This is a genomic window from Microseira wollei NIES-4236, assembly GCF_020521235.1.
Lineage (GTDB): Bacteria > Cyanobacteriota > Cyanobacteriia > Cyanobacteriales > Aerosakkonemataceae > Microseira > Microseira wollei.
Map to the genome: position 1 here is coordinate 21,646 of NZ_BLAY01000097.1, position 15,752 is coordinate 37,397.

The window sequence follows — 15,752 nt, forward strand, 5'->3', positions numbered from 1 at the left end:
TTCACTCGCTGGCAATCCGCTGTAAACATAACACTCAGAATCCCGACTTCCCAGAGAAGTCGGGGTTCTAACTACGCGCATTATTGAGATTGTTTCGATTTTTTCTCTTTCATGCGCTGGAGTTTATGTTTGATGCTTTGGAAGGATTCCGCTTCAACAATTTCTGCAACTTGTTGCGCTTGTTTGCTTCTGTCAATTTCTATTTTTAGTTCTTCAACCTGTTGTTTTAACTTTTCTTCTCTTGCTTTGACTTGTTCCACCATTCCCAGGAAAACTCGCGCTAGTTGTCCTAATTCATCGCTGCGATCGCACACTTGCTTGAGTTCGCTCAAAATATGCGGTTCAATCCGATCGCTTTCCAATGCAGCAGCAGCAGCGGTAACTTTATCTACCTGCTGGATATACTTCAACATCTGCTGATTTTTTTCGTAGATATTAAACAGGTGTAAACCCTGGTCTTTAGAGATGTCTTCGCAAACTTTAATGCCTCTGATGCTATTGCCTCTTGCGTCTAGAAGCGGCGAGAAAATACCAATTCCTAATTTTTGCGGCACAACGGCTATCATACCCCCGTTAATCGCAGCTTGGGCGGGAATGCCAATGCGATAAGTCCAATCCCCTGAGTATTCTTTCATACCGCAAGTGAGCATGACACTGATAGTATCTTGGACGTATTGTGCATCAATTGCCAGCTCTTTGGTAATGGGGTTAATTCCGCCGTTGGCAAGGGTTGCCGCCATTATGGCTAGGTCGCGACAATTGAGTGTAATGGCAGATTGCTGAAAGTAAAGATCGAGGGTTTCCGCGATCCGGTTGCTAATTTGACCAAAGTTGAGCATGAGATAAGCGATGGCGCGATCGCGATTTCCCGCTGCTTTCCCAGATAGGAAAGCAAGCATATTAATATTCAACTCCCGTCCGGTATAGCGTCGAAACATCTCTAGGACGCGCTGGAGGCGTTCGGTTGCGCCATTGCCTTTAATTAAGTCTGTGGTGACAATTGCGCCAGCGTTAAGTAGGGGGTTATGGGGACGGTTGGTTTTCCTATCTAAGACAATGGAATTGGAGGTTTCTTGACCTGGTTCAACGCCCACCTTTTGATTGACGTAATCTCGACCCCAATCTTCTAATGCTAAACCGTAAAGGAATGCCCTAGAGAGGGATTGAATCGGAAACATTTCCTGACAGTCGCCCACCTGGAAGGTTTGACCCTCAACGGTGACGACACAGATGCCAAACGAGTCGGGATTTACTAATGCAAGTTCCGCCAAGTCGGGAGCGATCGCACCATCGATCGGCGGTTGATATTTTGCGTGTAAATCGCTCAGATAGGCGTAAAAGGGAGAAGCGATCGCACCAATCGAACTGGCAAGCGACTGTAAATAAGGGTCTACCATAGGGGGAATATTGAGGAATTGGGGGACTCTCGATCAAAAGCACCCTGAGTATACAAAAGCGAGATAAATATGGCACAGCCGAACAAAATCCCCGACTTCAAGTCGGGGATTTCTCATAAGCTGCTACGCATTTAAATCCAATAAAGAGACGGGCAGGATGCCCATCCCACAAGAAAAAGGCTTTAATTGACTGTCAAGTTAGATGCGTAGCAGCTTATCATGTCCGGTTGAATACCCATAGTTAGGACTGATATCATGTCCGGTTGAATACCCATAGTTAGGATTGACGCACCGGACGCGGAGATGGGGAGACGCGGAGAGTTTTAATTAAGGGTAATAAGCCTGCCATGATATAACGCACCGGACGCACCAGACGCTCTGACGCGGAAAGTTTTAACCAACTCGCGGAATTCCCCATCTGCCATGGGGTGGGGATGGTGCTTCGACGGCGCTCTATAAGCCAATCTCTCAGCAACGAAGCGAGAAAATCTGATAGAGTACAGATGGTTCGCAGCCCGCCGATTGAGAGTGAAAGTCAGGCATCGTCCGGGACCTCCAAAGTTCGGAAAGTGTACGCAGAGCAATCTTGGTTCGATTCGACGGAATTTGTACCCGTGGACAATCGGGGAACGGAAACAGCCTGTGGGAGTCGGTCTACCGGGGAGAGAATCACGGGATTCGATCTAGGCAAGTGGCAGGGATCCAGGAAGGCTCAATCGTGAGGTTGGGAAGCCCCGTCGCCTTGCGTCGGGGAGGATGTCACTCAAGGGCTATTTGTCGTACATCATATCAGTCACTTTATTTCTACAGACCGCGCAGGCGGTCTTTGTTTGTGTAGCCGCGACTTAAGTCGTTAGGCATAAAATGCCTTGTGTCATATCATGTCCGGTTGTATCGGTATTGTATCCGGTCGGGGCGGGTTTAACTAAATATCTCGTGGTGCCGCTGATTGATTGGTAAAACCCGCCCCTACAACATCAAAAATTATACACAACCAAAACTAACGGACACGATATCAACCGTTTGAAGGTCGCACCATTACTTTAATCGCTTCTCGGCTATCCATCGCGGCATACCCCCCTGGCACACCATCGAGTTCGACGGTCAGATCGAGAACGGGTGAGGGGTCAATTTTACCAGCTAATACATCAGCAAGCAGTTCGGGAATATAGGCACGCGCGGGTGCAACTCCTCCCCGTAATGCAATATTGGACATGAACAAACGGGGGAGATTAATCGTTTCGCTACCGTGAGGTACTCCCACAAATCCGATCGCTCCTCCTGGACGAGCTATCGCGATCGCACTCGCCATAGATGAAGAGCTACCTACGCATTCCAGCACAGATTCTGCGCCACCCTGGGTCATCTCCTGCACAGCAGCAATCGCTTCCTCACCCCGACTCGTGACAACATCGGTAGCGCCGAATTGTCGCGCTATTTCCAGGCGTCGTTCGTGACGACCTAAAATAATAATCCGATCTGCGCCCAATCGTTTCGCCGCCAGTACGCCGCACAGTCCGACTGCACCATCACCCACAACGGCTACGGTACTTCCTTGACGCACTCCAGCGGAAACCGCAGCATGGTGACCAGTTGACATCACATCCGTGAGCGGCAGAATAGCGGTAAGCAGGGCGTCATCATTCTCGACAGCTTTGGGGATTGCAACTAGCGTCCCGTCCGCGAATGGCGCACGCACAGCTTCTGCTTGTCCGCCGTTGTTTTTGCCGCCCCAAAAGCCGCCTTGAAGGCAGGAGGTTTGCAACCCTTTACCGCAGAACTCGCAGGAACCATCGGAGAAAGCAAAGGGAGCGAGGACGCGATCGCCTTTCTTGAGCGATCGCACATCAGATCCGACCTCTTCCACCACCCCCATCCACTCATGACCCGTTCGCCAACCTGCAAGCCAATCTTCCAAACCTCGATAAAACCATAGGTCAGAACCGCAAATACAGGCATGAGTAATCCGGACAATCGCATCGGTAGATTGCTCGATAACTGGGTCGGGAACGCTCTCAACCCTCACGTCGCCCGGTGCATAGTATACTGTTGCTCGCATTCGATACACTCCTGTGGCTTCATTCCACAATCTTAAGTCGCCCTTGCCAAACCAGGAGTATAATATTTTCTCGGCAGGAATTAAGTCCTTCTGTCATCGTCGAAACCTTGTCACAAAAATATAGTTCAATTAGACATGACTTTAGCAATCAAAACCGAGCTATTTGACTCGAATATTTGGAATGCGATTAAACCCCGTAACACGGATATAATCATTGCTACTTGCGCCAAAGCTGGAACAACTTTGACTCAGCAAATCGTCAATTTAATTATCAACGGACACAGTAATTTTAAATACCTTCACGATTTAAGTCCTTGGGTAGAAGAAAATCCCGAAATATTTTTTGGCTCGTTGCAGGACAAACTTAACCATATAGAGAACTTGCCCGATCGAAGGTTTTTCAAAAGTCACTTGCCTTTTGATGCCCTGCCATACTATCCAGAATGGAAGTACATATCCATAGTCAGAGATGGCAGAGATATTGCTTTTTCTCTATATAATCATTTTAAAGCTCAAGATCCTAAATATTATCAGGACTTCGGAAGTCATTTCGCAGGCAGTTTTCCAGAATTTTGGGATAAGTGGGTAAAGAATGAAGAATTTCCTGGATGGATGTTTGGGACTTTTGTAAAAAAGAATTGGTGGAATGCCAGACATCTTCCCAACGTACTTTTAGTTCACTATGCCAATTTAATCAATGACAAGGTCAATGAAATCCAGAGAATTGCTAACTTTCTCAATATCGAGATAGACTCAGAAAAGATGAAGACGATATTGCATGAGTCTTCCTTAGAATATATGTCAACTAATTGGGAAAAATTTCAGCCCCCTGGTTTTCTGCCTGGGGCTTTCTTTGGAAAGGGAAAAAATGGCAGGTGGCAGGATTTGTTAACTCCTAAGCAAATTGAAGAATATGAAACTATGATTTATGAGCAATTAGGCTCCGAATTTGCCAACTGGCTCAAAAGTGGTGGCTCTTTAACCTCCTCTGATTAACGACGCATTACCCCTGTTTCAAGAAACAGCAATAGACATTTTATCCTACATAAAACACTCGTAAAACCCAAAAAATCTCTTCAAATTGGAGAGGACATCAATAGGCAACTAGAAGGTTTCTCAATAGAACTAAAAATCTGCTTACCCTTGAACTTGTATGACTTGTAGGCAATGGCAAACTCTTCAGTAAACCCAAGTTTCCGAAATATGTGCTGAGAACCAACTGCGGTGGCCTCAGTAATAGCAATTTCAAAGTTATGATGTTTAGCTAAGTTCAAGTTTTCTTTCACTAAGGTTGTGGCGATATGTCTCTTAGTGTATTGCTCTTGGACTCCAAGCATAAAAATATGCAGTACCTGTCCAGCTTTAACCGGATGACAGCTTCGGTAATTTTCTTCCAGTTCTGACAGCAAACAAAAAACTGCTTCAAACTTATTATCAATACCCAGGGGAGGGTCTGGATAGATTGTCAGAAAATCTTCAGAAATAATGAAACCCACTACCTCTTTTGTTTTTCGCTCTTTAGCAATTATCGAAATTTCTTCATCTGCCGCTTTCTCACAGACAGGTAAAGCCAACCAATACATCTCATTGCCGGAAATTTTTAGGGCTTTGGCGAGGGTTTCAAAACTTGAAAAAACCTGGGAGATACAAATAGCAGTCTCTTCGATATCCCTATGGTGCATCGTTTGGAATAGGATGTCGTTGTTTTGAGCGAGAAATTTCATAGATTTGGTTATGAGGTGTTCTGGCTTGCTTGCCAGTTGGACGAAGGGAACTTGGTGCGATCGCAAAACCGTCCGCAACTTGCCGATCGCATCTTGTGCCACCCGACGATTCAAGCAAGATTTGTCAGTATTTTTTTACCACCTCCCGGTTTAGTGCGATCGCTCATCGGGCGGGGAGAGCCTTCGCGCCTTAAGTCAGTGCCATCGATCTTAAAAAGGATAGCGTGCAGTTTCGGAGTACCAATTTAAATGACCCCGTATCCAGCAACGCAGTCCGTCAATGTAGCGTTTCAGACTTACATCTTCCGTCTCACCAAACGAGGGCAGACGCGACTCTAAGTTAAGAAATGCTTTGACCTCAGCATTGCACATTTCCACCGCTTGTTTGACAGCATCTTGCAGCGAGAGGTTATATTCTTGCTTTAGTACAAGGACTATGTTATGAGGATTTTCCTCCCGCAATTCTCTATTGATTCCCAATACGTCATTTGTCCAACCGATATGATTGCAAGCCATCACAGTCATCTGTTGGACATAAATGTGTCTCAAGAATTTAGCATTGGCTGGAATATCCTTGGAAACCCAAGTTAAATCCAAGTTGGGAAATATGGTTAGCGAGTAGGGACGTAATTTTACATAGCTAGACAAATCTGGCGTAATCCCCTCTAAACGATTGGTAGCTTCCCATACAAATCCTTGGAGTTGCTGTTCTACATCGCGGGCAAAACGCTCAACCCATTCAAAACTTGTTCTTTGGATTAACCGTTGGCAAATGTCTTGTAATGCTTGAGTCAAGTTATCATCTTGCTCGCTGACATCAGCACCGTTTAATACATCCACCAAGCGTTGATGCAGAATAGATAATTTATCCGGCTGTTTCCCTAAATTTGAAGCGTCAGACACATCATCATAAATGCATATCCAAGTGATCAAGTCACTGATCAAATAAAGGTCATCTGCCGCAGCATCGGGATTAGTGTAACCGGCACACCAAGCTGCTTTCTCTGCTTGCAAAGCTCGATACTCGACCCCTCCCTCTGGAACCAGGCCAAATTTACGCACCCATTGCCAGCTGTTTTTCTCAGCTGCATCAGTATGCTCGTTCAATCTTACTTCTATCGGGCAATAAAATTCTGGAATGTCTGAGCGTCGAATTCGATCCATTTAAAATCCCTCCACTTTCAAATTAAATAGATTATTGAAATTATTTTAATTTTTATAAACCTTATATGTTTATCAGATGAATTCAGGTTTGTCAATATAATAAACTTAACTATATTGACGAAACCCAACCTACAAGTTTTGCATGTTACTTAATCCCCGATCCTAAGTGGCTATTGACACAGCCTCTCTCAGTACCTTTGTGGTTACTAAGTCAAGCGTCTGCCAAATACTGTCTATCCAATCCAGATGTTCGGGTTTCATCAAACAAGACCGCAGACAGGTAATCGAGTCAATATCCCAATTGATTTCTGCCCCTGTCTCTAAAAATAGCTGTTTCGGTAGGTTCGCCATAGCTAGGTGGAGGTTTTCCTGTCCTGCCACTTTAAAAATCTCCTTCGCCAGTTGTGAAGATTCACTTGCACTCTGAGATTTGACAGTCCAAACAACGATGTCCAATTGTGGCGGGAAAGGCACTATAAATCGCCCATCATTTTGCAGTTTCTCAAACAGAGTCAGTGCTGCTTTTCGCGACTTACTCAAAGAAGCAGCAAACTCACCGCCTGGAATTAGAGGTAGTAACCGTTGAGTTGCCCAGAGTGCTACCGCCGATGAACCCGCTCTGGAACATTCGAGGCTAATTTCACCTAAATGCAGTTCTGAAGAACTAAAGTAAGTGTAGGGCGAATCATGTTTATAAAGCTTCCCAACAGAGGGTTCTTTGAAGAGAATGCAACCACAGCCATAAGGTTGGAGTCCATGTTTGTGCGGATCGATAACAATGGAATCAACTTGTTTGAGACAATCAAAAGCGGCTCTGGTTTCGGCATCAAGATTATCTGCCAAGATAAAGTAACCGCCGTAGGCGGTATCTGCATGGATGCGGAACCCATATTCAGCCTGTAGTTCGAGAATTTCAGGTAGGGGATCGACAGAACCAGTTCCCGTCGTCCCCATAGTGACAACAACCGTGCCAATATCACCTGCTTGTAGAAGTTTTTTCAGGGCTGTTAAATCCATCCGACCGCGACTGTCACAAGGAACAGATTGGAAAGGAATGCTCAGCACACCGCAAATTCTGGAATGGGTGTAGTGTGACTGAGTAGAGGCGACAACTTTTTTGTTTGGTTGTAAATTTCCTGCCACCCATAAGCCCTCTAAATTTGCCATTGTGCCGCCACTGCACAGATGTCCTAAATGACTTTCCCAACCGAACATTTTGGCAATTTCTGCAACTGCTTCTTTCTCCATTGCCGAACTTGCCCGTCCACCATCAAGGGCGTGATTGTTGGGATTGATCCAAAGGGATAGGGTGTAAGCAAGACGGGCAATTTCTGTGGGCGGTTTGAGCATTTGCCCAGCGTAGAAGGGATGGTGGTAGGGATAATTATCTTGCATCCGCTCTGCGACTTCCAACAGCACGGTTCTCATAGCATCTAGGTTGGGAGATCGATCGCATTTTGGTAGGCACACGAAACCTTCTTCTAGTCGTGCTAGTGCTTCTTGAAGTAATCCCAAGCTTTCTTTTTCTAATGTCATTTGTTTGCATCCTTTTTGACTTGTAAACTCTAGAGAATATTCAGGATTCGGGATGGGGATGGTGTTGAGTTTTTTTTCTTTTCTTCCAAGATTGAATCATTTCCATAGAAGCCTTTGCTCTGAGAGTCTGAGTTACCGGACACTCACCCGTTACTCGCCCCTGGGGGTCGAGTATTTTAGAGCGAACCTTTTCAAATTTTTTCAAATTTTTGAGAGCGCCACTACTTTCAGAAGCGGCTATCAAAGACCCTATTTCACCTCCACCAAATTCTGCACAAATACTTTTGTGTCCATCAGATAATCCGCATTTATAGGCTAAGACAAATTTTTCGTGTTCAGCTTCGAGTTGGGTAGGGAGATTTTTCATGATGGGCAATAGCTTCTCCTGGCAAATGACATTAATGAGATAATTGTGATCCCACATCATTAACCCACTTAAATTCTCTGACTGTACTAACGACTGGGGATTACCTGTAATCATAGTGGGGCGAATTTCACTTTCATATTTCTCTCTAGTAAAGTTCCCAGTTAATTTCATTGCTGCTCCCGATGCGTACTGGAGTTCAGCAGCAGTTTCAAACTCAACTTTTGCTTGGTCGAGTTGGTTGTTACCAATGGCATCAACCAAGCGATTTAAACTCAAATTTAACGCTTGGCTAAACACTAAAAATACCCAATGTCCTTTCTTCCAGATCTGAAGCGGAGAAAGCTCGAGGTTTGGTTCGCTATTATAATTTTGGCTATCGTTGATATTATCATCCCAATTATATTCGGATAATCCTAACGCTCTTCTTAAGAGAATAGCATAAGTTGTAAATCCAGATTTAACCAAGGATTTGTTAGGATTAAAAGTCCGAAATGCACTAATTTCTAAAAAACCTAAATAAGCTCTCAACAAGCTCGCAACTATTAAGGACGCAGGTGCTTCTGATTTAACGTGTTCGACTTCCATATAGCGGTCAAACTCTTGAACTTGCTGGCACTTCAGGTTAGTGCCAGTGGAGAACTCTTTTGTCAGGGGAATGACTTCCACTGGGGTGAGTTGATGCAAGGCGGCATTGATAGTATTCGCCTGCAAAGATTCCTCGCCAGATAAAGCCTGTTGAAATTGCGTTAGTGCCTGATGCAACTGAATCGCTACGGGATGACTCAATTGGTAACTGCTGAGTAAATCCTGGGGTGGTAGCAAACAAAGATGCGCTAAATTAAGCGCCATAGAAGCACCTCTTGAACAAGTTGCTAGTTATCACCATAGGCTTGGCTAATAACCAAGTCCTCAGAACAACTGCTGAATGTGTGATTGGGTTAGTACAAGTTGCTCCGCAAAAACACCGACTCCGAAGCTTCTTATACCCTCTAAATTTCTCACTAGCAACTTGGGTTAGTTATAAGCTTTATTGTGGTCATTGGTAATGGGTATAGCGGCTTGCAGCCGCGTGAGGGAAAGCGTTATCGCTTTGTTTGTGTAGCGGCACCCTTAAGGGTGCCGCTACACAAACAAAGGTGTACCTCACTAAGAAAGCAATCCGCTGTAATTGGTAATTGGATTAAAAAGCCAGTGGATGCAATACAATTACCCATTACCCATTACCAGTGTCATTGGATGTAACTAGCAACTTGGGTTAATAGAACACCTTGTTTTATACCAGATGATAGAAGGGACAGGCTCTTAAAAATGAGAAACAATCTCTTTATATTCAGCCGTTAACTCGTGGTCGGGATGCTGCAAGGAAAACAATCCCTTACTACCTAAGCGCATCATTTCAGTAGAAAGCAGCATGATTCCTGCGACGGGTTTGTTATAAGTTTCTTCTACTTTCTGCCGCAGTGCTTTGAGGTCAAAGTCTGGCAATACTTTATTCACCACTAACAACATTTGGGGAACTTCTAGATTTTCTGCCACTTCAATTACTACTGCCGTTCCCAAATAGTCTTGTTGGTCGGGACGGAGGAGAATAATTAAGGTATCGGAAATGCCGACTGAGAGTAGGGTTTCTTCGTTAATTCCGGGGTGCGTATCGATGAAGAGATAGTCTAAATTTAGCAGGTCATTGAGTTGGTATAACCCTTCTTGGAGTAACTCTACATCGTAGCCTTCACTCAGAACTTTGGCAATGTCGTCGCTTTTCATGCTGGAGGGAATCAGATGAATGCTACCGCCTTCTTTTCCCGCTGCACCTTGAAGCACGTGGCTGACATCATAGGCGGCGTCTTTGATTTCGCAGCGTCCCCACAAATAATCATTGAGGGTACGCTTAATTTGGTCGTCTTTTAAGCCAAAAAGGACGTTGATACCCGGAGATTGAATGTCGGTATCGACTAAGGCGACTCGCTTGCCTAATAAGGCAGCAGTGGCGGCTAAATTAGCGGTGGTGTTAGATTTGCCCGTACCACCTCGATAGGAGTGAATTGAAATAATTTTGGTCATGGTTTTTCCTTCTAAATTAAGCGTTTTACATTTGTAGGTTCTACTGGGATTGACCAATTGGATGACTCAGCCGACGGCAAACTCTGTGTGCTTCCGGGCATAGGGAGCATGATACCCCAGCATGATATCTTGTTTTGCAACTCCCAGCTCAACTAACTGATTCGCCACACCCGTTTCTGTCCCATCATGTTGCATCCAGATTTTGTCGCCTTTAATGTCTACAGGACTTACGCAAAGAAACCGGGTTTCTGTGAAAAATCGTTGGTTTGGTTGCGAGAGATCGCAGCAAGAAACTTTGGTGATAGGTTTGGGTCTATATGAATCAAGCAGCCATAAACCCGACGGCGATTTGACCAGCCAACGCTGACCACCTGATAATAACTCAAGTTGCTAGTTATCTCTCTGGGAGCGGCTAATGGCGTTCCCAGGCGACCGCCTGGGTCACGAGGCTAATGGCGAGATTGGTAAAAATCCTTTATTAGCAATTAGCAACGCCAAAGTTTATAACTAGCAACTTGCGTTAATAGTCTCGTTGTGTGTCGAACAGGGGAAAGGTTTGAATCTCACCGCAGGATGACTAATTGCTTCTATGCAGTTTTGATTTGTCAAAAAATAGATATTCAGCGGCTTTGACTAATCTAACAGACAACGGCTAATATGTCACAATCTGAGGTGGAAAAAAAAGAGTATAATTTTTGAAAAACCAAAGTAGCAAAAGTAGGAAGCGTACGCATCAACAAAGGGATTGATATAGTAAAGCTTAAATCTCTTGAGTGAATCCCCAGTAATTTACTACCGGGGGTAGACTTGCCACGGCACAGGATACAACAGCGGCAAGTTATTGGGAGGGAAACCCTGCCAGACCAGCATCGGCTGACTCACTAGTCCTCTGAAATCCCAAGTGTCCCACTGGCTGACACGAGTCTCGTTAGGCGGCAATAGCGGGAATGCGTACGCACTCGCATTAACAAATTCTTGCTCTCCCCAAATTAGCAACATCAGCTGATCCTCACCGCTAAAGACCACCAACTCGTGCGGATATTTACCCAGGTCTGCCCATCAATAGTCAATTGAGACAGGTTGTTCAATCCGTTAGAAGAAATAATGCCAAAATCGGAAGAAGTCAGTCCAACAATCCCACCAGAAGTTGTTGAACATAAAACTAACCGTTTTAACAAATCCCTAGTTCCACCCGGATTAAAATTTGTAGGGAACCATTCTGGATTAAAGGCAATTTCCTGTTGGTTTGGCGATTCCTGGTGTTTTTCCAAAATTGGGCTATGAGACAAGCGCGTCCTCCTTACCACCCTGTTCGTAAAGAATTGTTGGTTGGGTCATACCCCGCACTAATATTGCTGCGTAGCGAAACCGGACATTTGCCATCGGTCTTTCTCTCGGCATCCGCTTTAACTTTCCCAGCATTGGTTTGGTAGGCGGTAGGGTAGGATATCGGCTATTAGCCGCTTCGTTAACTATATAGTTAGCGTTTTCCCAATCGGGAATATGGTCTTGAATTGCTAATACTTTTTCTACAATTCTTCTTCCTTCAGTTCGCTGTCGGCCAAGAATTTGCCATTGATATCCAAGCTGCCAATCACAGTAAGACAGCAGCTCTTTTCCTTTGCGCCAAACCAATCCATCGTTCGCGACAAAAATTGATTTTATTTTTTGACCAAAACTGAGCGCTTGACTTTCAGTAATATCGTTGTCAGCGCCAGCATTCATGTTTGGCACGCGGGTTGCAGTAGTGTTTACAGTAGTTGCTGTAGATTGATATCATGTCCGCGAGAGATCAGTTGTGTATAGTTGATTGTGCGAAAAAGCGTTTTTTCTCCCCCAGCTCCCCTTTGCTCCCCCATCCCCTTTGCTCTCCAAACGCAACCGATGCAACCGGACACGATATGAGTGGTCGCGTTTATCGTGTTAATTGGTGGCTTTAATTCGTTGTTGGCGTTGATTGCTAAGTATGCTTGCGTTACTTGTGCCTAAAACTTGACGCAACGCAACTAGAATTAAACTTAAATCGCAAGTCATTCTTTCTCTTGACTCTCTTTCTGCAATAATTCTTCTTAGTCGGCGATTAATTCTGGGAACAATTTCAATTTCTTGTTCGGGTGGCGGTAAAGGTTCAGAACCTGGTGACCAGGTTCCAGAAGGAGTTATTACATCAATAGGTGCATAGGGTTCGTAAATTGTGCTATTAACTTGAGCTAATTGGTCGATTCTGTCATTAACAGATCGCAAATCACCAACCAAAAAATTGAAGCCAGCAGAGAAATAATAAAGAGGGGGGTCTTCAAAATCACTATCAAACAACAAAGTAGCATTAATTGTTAAGATTCTGCCTTGTATAGTTATAAGATCGTAATCTTCACCAGAAATCCAATCTGGAGGTAGTGATAAAGCAGCGCCTGCTGACGATTCCCAAGGATTATCAGTAATCAAGCTTGTGACTGGGTATCGTACTAGAATTACATCTGTATCTCTCCCAGGCGGAGCTATTGGCAAAGTCAAGTTAGATTCAGGATTGGTCGGTGGAGTCTCTTGATATTCTCTCGCTGATTATAGAATATTTCTAACCAGCCGCCACTGCCGCCAAAGTTCTTTAACAAACCTGATAATTTGGTCGGAAAGAAATCGCTAGTTTCATTTAACCCAGGGCAAGCCAAATCGTTCAATCCCCGCTTAAACCGCTCTAATTTGTCATGAATTTGTCGAGATTTATCGAGAGCTTGACGTAAAAGGGGACGCGGCGGTTTCGGTTTTACAGGTGGAGGTTGTAAATTTAAAGGAGACCTCAGCTCAGGTTCAGCAAATGGTTCTTTAAATCCGGGTAAATCCTGAGGTCTAGTTCTCTGTTGTTGTGACTGAGATACTGGGGAATTAGATTGAGGTCGCCTTGCCAGTCGCGGGTCAGATGTACGACGCGGTAACCGAGTAGGAACGGGTATAGCTTCTGGCTGTCTTGTAGGAATTTGTTGTCGTAAATTTGGCGGCAATCTTCTCGAGTATTGCTCGTAAATTTGCCTTCTGTATTGCTCATAAGCCCGGTCATATCCTCTTTTATAAGTTTCTCTTCTTTGCTGAGCGCGCGGCAATCTTCCCAAATCCGCCACAGAGCGTCTAGGCGGTAAATTTGGCGATGAATATCCCGATCTTTTTACAGTTACAGATAGAATTCGAGAGCCAATTCTCACAGCTACCTGACTTCCCCCCCACCATCAAACTGACTCCATAATTTCAATAGGCCAGATGCAGATTCGGCGATTGATGCGAGCAGAAATCAAGCTGGCGCAATTCCACAAGCTGGTGGTTAAAGCCGCAATCAAGCACCAGGAAAAACTCGACAAGGAAACAGCGGACATCTTTCTGGCAATGGCTGGGTACAAAGCTTACTCCACTAAGCTGGAACACCGTACCAACGTTCGCAACCAACTGAAAGAGAAACGTACAGAAGCTTACCAAAACTACTACACATCAGTCTACGGTGAAGAATCTCAGCTGATTGATGTTGAATTTGAGGTCTTAGAATCCAACCACAAGATTCTAGTTTACGGTAAAACTGAACGAATCAATTTCAACAGCAAGCGCCAGCAAGAGAGCGCGGCTTACGTCCAAAGTGCTTATCATAATTAGGTTCTGATGTTTAACAGGGTGAGCTAACAACTCACCCTTACCTGAACAAGTAAAAAGAGTTGAACTCCTTGGCTAATTATTCCAGACTCCGCCTGGAGGAAATTTTTTACAGCTCGCGTGAAGCCTTCAGAAAATTGAGAAAGTTGTCACGCCTAATCCTAGAGAAAACTGTCGAATGTAATGCGATGGTTCAAACCTTGAAGTCCCCTGGAGTTGAAACTAACCTTGAAAGCATACCTCTACCCTCTAAATTATCATATTTATAATTTCAGGAGGAATATGCTGATGAGGAGGAAGATACTAAAACTTTTGCTCCTGATGAAGACCCTGACGAAGACGATGTTTAATTTTAAAAGTCGGTGATGTCAGGCGATTAATGCAAAGCCTGCACAAGAAATGGTACTGAACAGATAAAGGTGATTTCGCTCAGGAGCGCATCGATGGCGTTCTGCGAGCCTTTACTCCCCCCAACCATGAACAACTATCAATATTACGCTCCAAACAAGCCTTGGTTAGTTTTGTACTGCGACAACGCTTGCTGTCACATCATCGACAGATTCACTTGGAAATACGATGCCCAAGTATGTTGCGACGATGGGAAATCTTCGTCCGCCACAGCACCGATTACTTGAAAATCGTCAACGTCAAAGATAAAATCACCTGGTTCTAAGAGGTGAAATTCTGGATATAGATATAACTTTTGACCTACTGCCAGACCCAGCCGAATACCCGTTAAGTGTAACTGGAACGACAAAGATGACTTTCACGACGCCCTTGTCTTGTTAGTTTTAGCACAGAAATGGCTAAGAGACCCAAATTCAGTACAATTAATCAGCCAGAAAGAGCCAATCGTTAAACAGCTTAGCGATCTTTATTTGGATGGCTCAAGCTGCAACAAAGTCTGGCATCAGCTAATCAACCGCGCGCGTCAAAAGTTGCACGTGGAAGCACCAGAACTAGACGATGTTGACCGCAGAAGCAGGGGAGATCCAGGAGTAGAGGAGCTCCAGGAGAAAAATTTTGGATTCCCCTGCTAAAAGGGTTTCCAGCCCCTAAATTCATTTCTGATCGCCAGAAAAACATTGATTTCGAGGGTGCAACCCACGAGAAATAATCCGTCCTTATTTCAAGCCCCTAATGGGGTTTCTCCTCGAGCTCCCCGTCCCCTCTGCCCCTCTGCCTCTTCGTTGACTCTCGCCCCACTAAAAATGGAGAAGCATCTCCTTTTTGGTGTTGGATTGCAGGTGCGGTAGTACGATTGAGGTCGGCGGCGAGATATGCCAAGCGCAAGGCTCAATCGATTGGGTTAGCAGCCAAAAATGGTTTCGAAAAACAATTGATTTCCTACGGGAAATCAATTGTAGAATGGCTGTTGCGGCTCGCCCAAATTGATTGTCGAATTCGGGGAATACTACCGCAGCCAAAATTTGCTCGTTACATTCGCATCTTTAAGCAATTTGGTGCTGGTACTGACACCCAAGCAATCTGGTTAGTTCAGATTTTTCCCTTTGAGCAGTTTTTAGGATATGATGGACAACCGATAATCAAAATTAAGCGTCGGGAGACAAAAAGCGGTAAACCAACTCTAGCGCATATCTCGTGTCGTAAGTTTCATTCTTCCATCGGCAGGCATGGCTCCAAATCAAAGGAGTGAGGGAGAGTGGGGGGAGCAAAGGGGAGTGGGGGGAGAGGGGGGAGCAAGGGGGAGGGGGGGGAGCGGGGGGAGTGGGGGGCGCAAAGGGGAGTGGGGGGAGTGGGGGGAGGGGGGGAGGGGAGAAGGGAAGAGCTCACGTCTGGACTCCAGGCAC

Annotated in this window: 16 protein-coding genes and 2 pseudogenes; 4 read left to right on the plus strand and 14 right to left on the minus strand. The window is 45.0% G+C overall.

The genetic code is table 11. The annotated features are described in order from the left end of the window. Positions 1-398 precede the first annotated feature (398 nt). From glsA to MiSe_RS28170, 3 genes and pseudogenes are all read right to left on the minus strand, one after another. A pseudogene (glsA, locus tag MiSe_RS28160) lies at positions 399-1,397 on the minus strand (glutaminase A); the annotation flags it as partial. Positions 1,398-1,674: 277 nt separating this feature from the next. Next, positions 1,675-1,815 carry a hypothetical protein gene (locus MiSe_RS28165; RefSeq protein ID WP_226586733.1) on the minus strand — a complete coding sequence of 47 codons (141 nt, stop codon included), beginning with the start codon at positions 1,813-1,815 and terminating at the stop codon, positions 1,675-1,677. Positions 1,816-2,412: 597 nt separating this feature from the next. After that, positions 2,413-3,456 (minus strand): zinc-dependent alcohol dehydrogenase family protein, encoded by a 1,044-nt coding sequence (locus MiSe_RS28170; RefSeq protein WP_226586736.1) that lies wholly within the window; start codon positions 3,454-3,456, stop codon positions 2,413-2,415. 135 nt (positions 3,457-3,591) lie between these two features. On the opposite strand from MiSe_RS28170, the gene MiSe_RS28175 reads away from it, so the two are divergent. Continuing rightward, positions 3,592-4,452 (plus strand): sulfotransferase domain-containing protein, encoded by an 861-nt coding sequence (locus MiSe_RS28175; protein WP_226586738.1) that lies wholly within the window; start codon positions 3,592-3,594, stop codon positions 4,450-4,452. An 80-nt stretch (positions 4,453-4,532) separates the two neighbouring features. On the opposite strand, the gene MiSe_RS28180 is transcribed toward MiSe_RS28175, so the two are convergent. Continuing rightward, a complete protein-coding gene (locus MiSe_RS28180) occupies positions 4,533-5,180 on the minus strand; it encodes a GNAT family N-acetyltransferase (protein WP_226586739.1) in 648 nt (215 codons plus the stop codon). Between the two features lie 10 nt (positions 5,181-5,190). On the opposite strand from MiSe_RS28180, the gene MiSe_RS28185 reads away from it, so the two are divergent. Continuing rightward, entirely contained in the window at positions 5,191-5,334 is a 144-nt protein-coding gene (locus MiSe_RS28185) for a hypothetical protein (protein ID WP_226586740.1), read from the plus strand. Between the two features lie 56 nt (positions 5,335-5,390). Here the strand turns inward: MiSe_RS28185 and MiSe_RS28190 are convergent, their stop codons facing one another. From MiSe_RS28190 to MiSe_RS28230, 9 genes and pseudogenes are all read right to left on the minus strand, one after another. After that, positions 5,391-6,344 carry a terpene synthase family protein gene (locus tag MiSe_RS28190; RefSeq protein ID WP_226586741.1) on the minus strand — a complete coding sequence of 318 codons (954 nt, stop codon included), beginning with the start codon at positions 6,342-6,344 and terminating at the stop codon, positions 5,391-5,393. A gap of 162 nt (positions 6,345-6,506) precedes the next feature. Next, positions 6,507-7,880, minus strand: coding sequence for a pyridoxal phosphate-dependent decarboxylase family protein (locus MiSe_RS28195; protein ID WP_226586742.1), 1,374 nt, complete (start codon positions 7,878-7,880; stop codon positions 6,507-6,509). A 40-nt stretch (positions 7,881-7,920) separates the two neighbouring features. Further along, positions 7,921-9,096, minus strand: a complete 1,176-nt coding sequence (locus MiSe_RS28200) for a 3-methyl-L-tyrosine peroxygenase-related protein (RefSeq protein ID WP_226586743.1) — start codon at positions 9,094-9,096, stop codon at positions 7,921-7,923. A gap of 453 nt (positions 9,097-9,549) precedes the next feature. Beyond that, on the minus strand, positions 9,550-10,308 hold the full coding sequence (locus tag MiSe_RS28205) for a MinD/ParA family ATP-binding protein (RefSeq protein ID WP_226586744.1): 759 nt from the start codon (positions 10,306-10,308) through the stop codon (positions 9,550-9,552). Between the two features lie 66 nt (positions 10,309-10,374). Next, positions 10,375-10,736: pseudogene (locus MiSe_RS54040) on the minus strand (XisI protein). Positions 10,737-11,306: 570 nt separating this feature from the next. Further along, positions 11,307-11,597, minus strand: coding sequence for a hypothetical protein (locus tag MiSe_RS28215; RefSeq protein WP_226586745.1), 291 nt, complete (start codon positions 11,595-11,597; stop codon positions 11,307-11,309). Beyond that, positions 11,587-12,033 (minus strand): hypothetical protein, encoded by a 447-nt coding sequence (locus MiSe_RS28220; protein WP_226586747.1) that lies wholly within the window; start codon positions 12,031-12,033, stop codon positions 11,587-11,589. The genes MiSe_RS28215 and MiSe_RS28220 overlap by 11 nt, the downstream gene beginning before the upstream one ends. Positions 12,034-12,231: 198 nt before the next feature. Further along, the gene (locus tag MiSe_RS28225) at positions 12,232-12,816 is read right to left on the minus strand and encodes a hypothetical protein (RefSeq protein WP_226586749.1); all 585 of its coding nucleotides are present in this window, start codon (positions 12,814-12,816) and stop codon (positions 12,232-12,234) included. Positions 12,817-12,818: 2 nt separating this feature from the next. Further along, a complete protein-coding gene (locus tag MiSe_RS28230) occupies positions 12,819-13,505 on the minus strand; it encodes a hypothetical protein (protein WP_226586750.1) in 687 nt (228 codons plus the stop codon). Between the two features lie 55 nt (positions 13,506-13,560). Between MiSe_RS28230 and MiSe_RS28235 the strand changes: the two genes are divergently transcribed. Then, complete coding sequence (locus tag MiSe_RS28235) at positions 13,561-13,944, plus strand: hypothetical protein (RefSeq protein WP_226586751.1); 384 nt, start codon at positions 13,561-13,563, stop codon at positions 13,942-13,944. Positions 13,945-14,485: 541 nt separating this feature from the next. On the opposite strand, the gene MiSe_RS28240 is transcribed toward MiSe_RS28235, so the two are convergent. Then, on the minus strand, positions 14,486-14,698 hold the full coding sequence (locus MiSe_RS28240) for a hypothetical protein (RefSeq protein ID WP_226586753.1): 213 nt from the start codon (positions 14,696-14,698) through the stop codon (positions 14,486-14,488). 504 nt (positions 14,699-15,202) lie between these two features. Between MiSe_RS28240 and MiSe_RS28245 the strand changes: the two genes are divergently transcribed. After that, the gene (locus MiSe_RS28245) at positions 15,203-15,598 is read left to right on the plus strand and encodes a hypothetical protein (protein WP_226586755.1); all 396 of its coding nucleotides are present in this window, start codon (positions 15,203-15,205) and stop codon (positions 15,596-15,598) included. Positions 15,599-15,752: the final 154 nt, after the last annotated feature.

Coding starts and splice junctions, on each gene's coding strand:
- MiSe_RS28205 (WP_226586744.1), bottom strand. CDS start 10,308: ATGACCAAAATTATTTCAATTCACTCCTATCGAGGTGGTACGGGCAAA.
- MiSe_RS28180 (WP_226586739.1), bottom strand. CDS start 5,180: ATGAAATTTCTCGCTCAAAACAACGACATCCTATTCCAAACGATGCAC.
- MiSe_RS28175 (WP_226586738.1), top strand. CDS start 3,592: ATGACTTTAGCAATCAAAACCGAGCTATTTGACTCGAATATTTGGAAT.
- MiSe_RS28200 (WP_226586743.1), bottom strand. CDS start 9,096: ATGGCGCTTAATTTAGCGCATCTTTGTTTGCTACCACCCCAGGATTTA.
- MiSe_RS28185 (WP_226586740.1), top strand. CDS start 5,191: ATGAGGTGTTCTGGCTTGCTTGCCAGTTGGACGAAGGGAACTTGGTGC.
- MiSe_RS28220 (WP_226586747.1), bottom strand. CDS start 12,033: ATGAATGCTGGCGCTGACAACGATATTACTGAAAGTCAAGCGCTCAGT.
- MiSe_RS28235 (WP_226586751.1), top strand. CDS start 13,561: ATGCAGATTCGGCGATTGATGCGAGCAGAAATCAAGCTGGCGCAATTC.
- MiSe_RS28195 (WP_226586742.1), bottom strand. CDS start 7,880: ATGACATTAGAAAAAGAAAGCTTGGGATTACTTCAAGAAGCACTAGCA.
- MiSe_RS28190 (WP_226586741.1), bottom strand. CDS start 6,344: ATGGATCGAATTCGACGCTCAGACATTCCAGAATTTTATTGCCCGATA.
- MiSe_RS28170 (WP_226586736.1), bottom strand. CDS start 3,456: ATGCGAGCAACAGTATACTATGCACCGGGCGACGTGAGGGTTGAGAGC.
- MiSe_RS28165 (WP_226586733.1), bottom strand. CDS start 1,815: ATGGGGAATTCCGCGAGTTGGTTAAAACTTTCCGCGTCAGAGCGTCTG.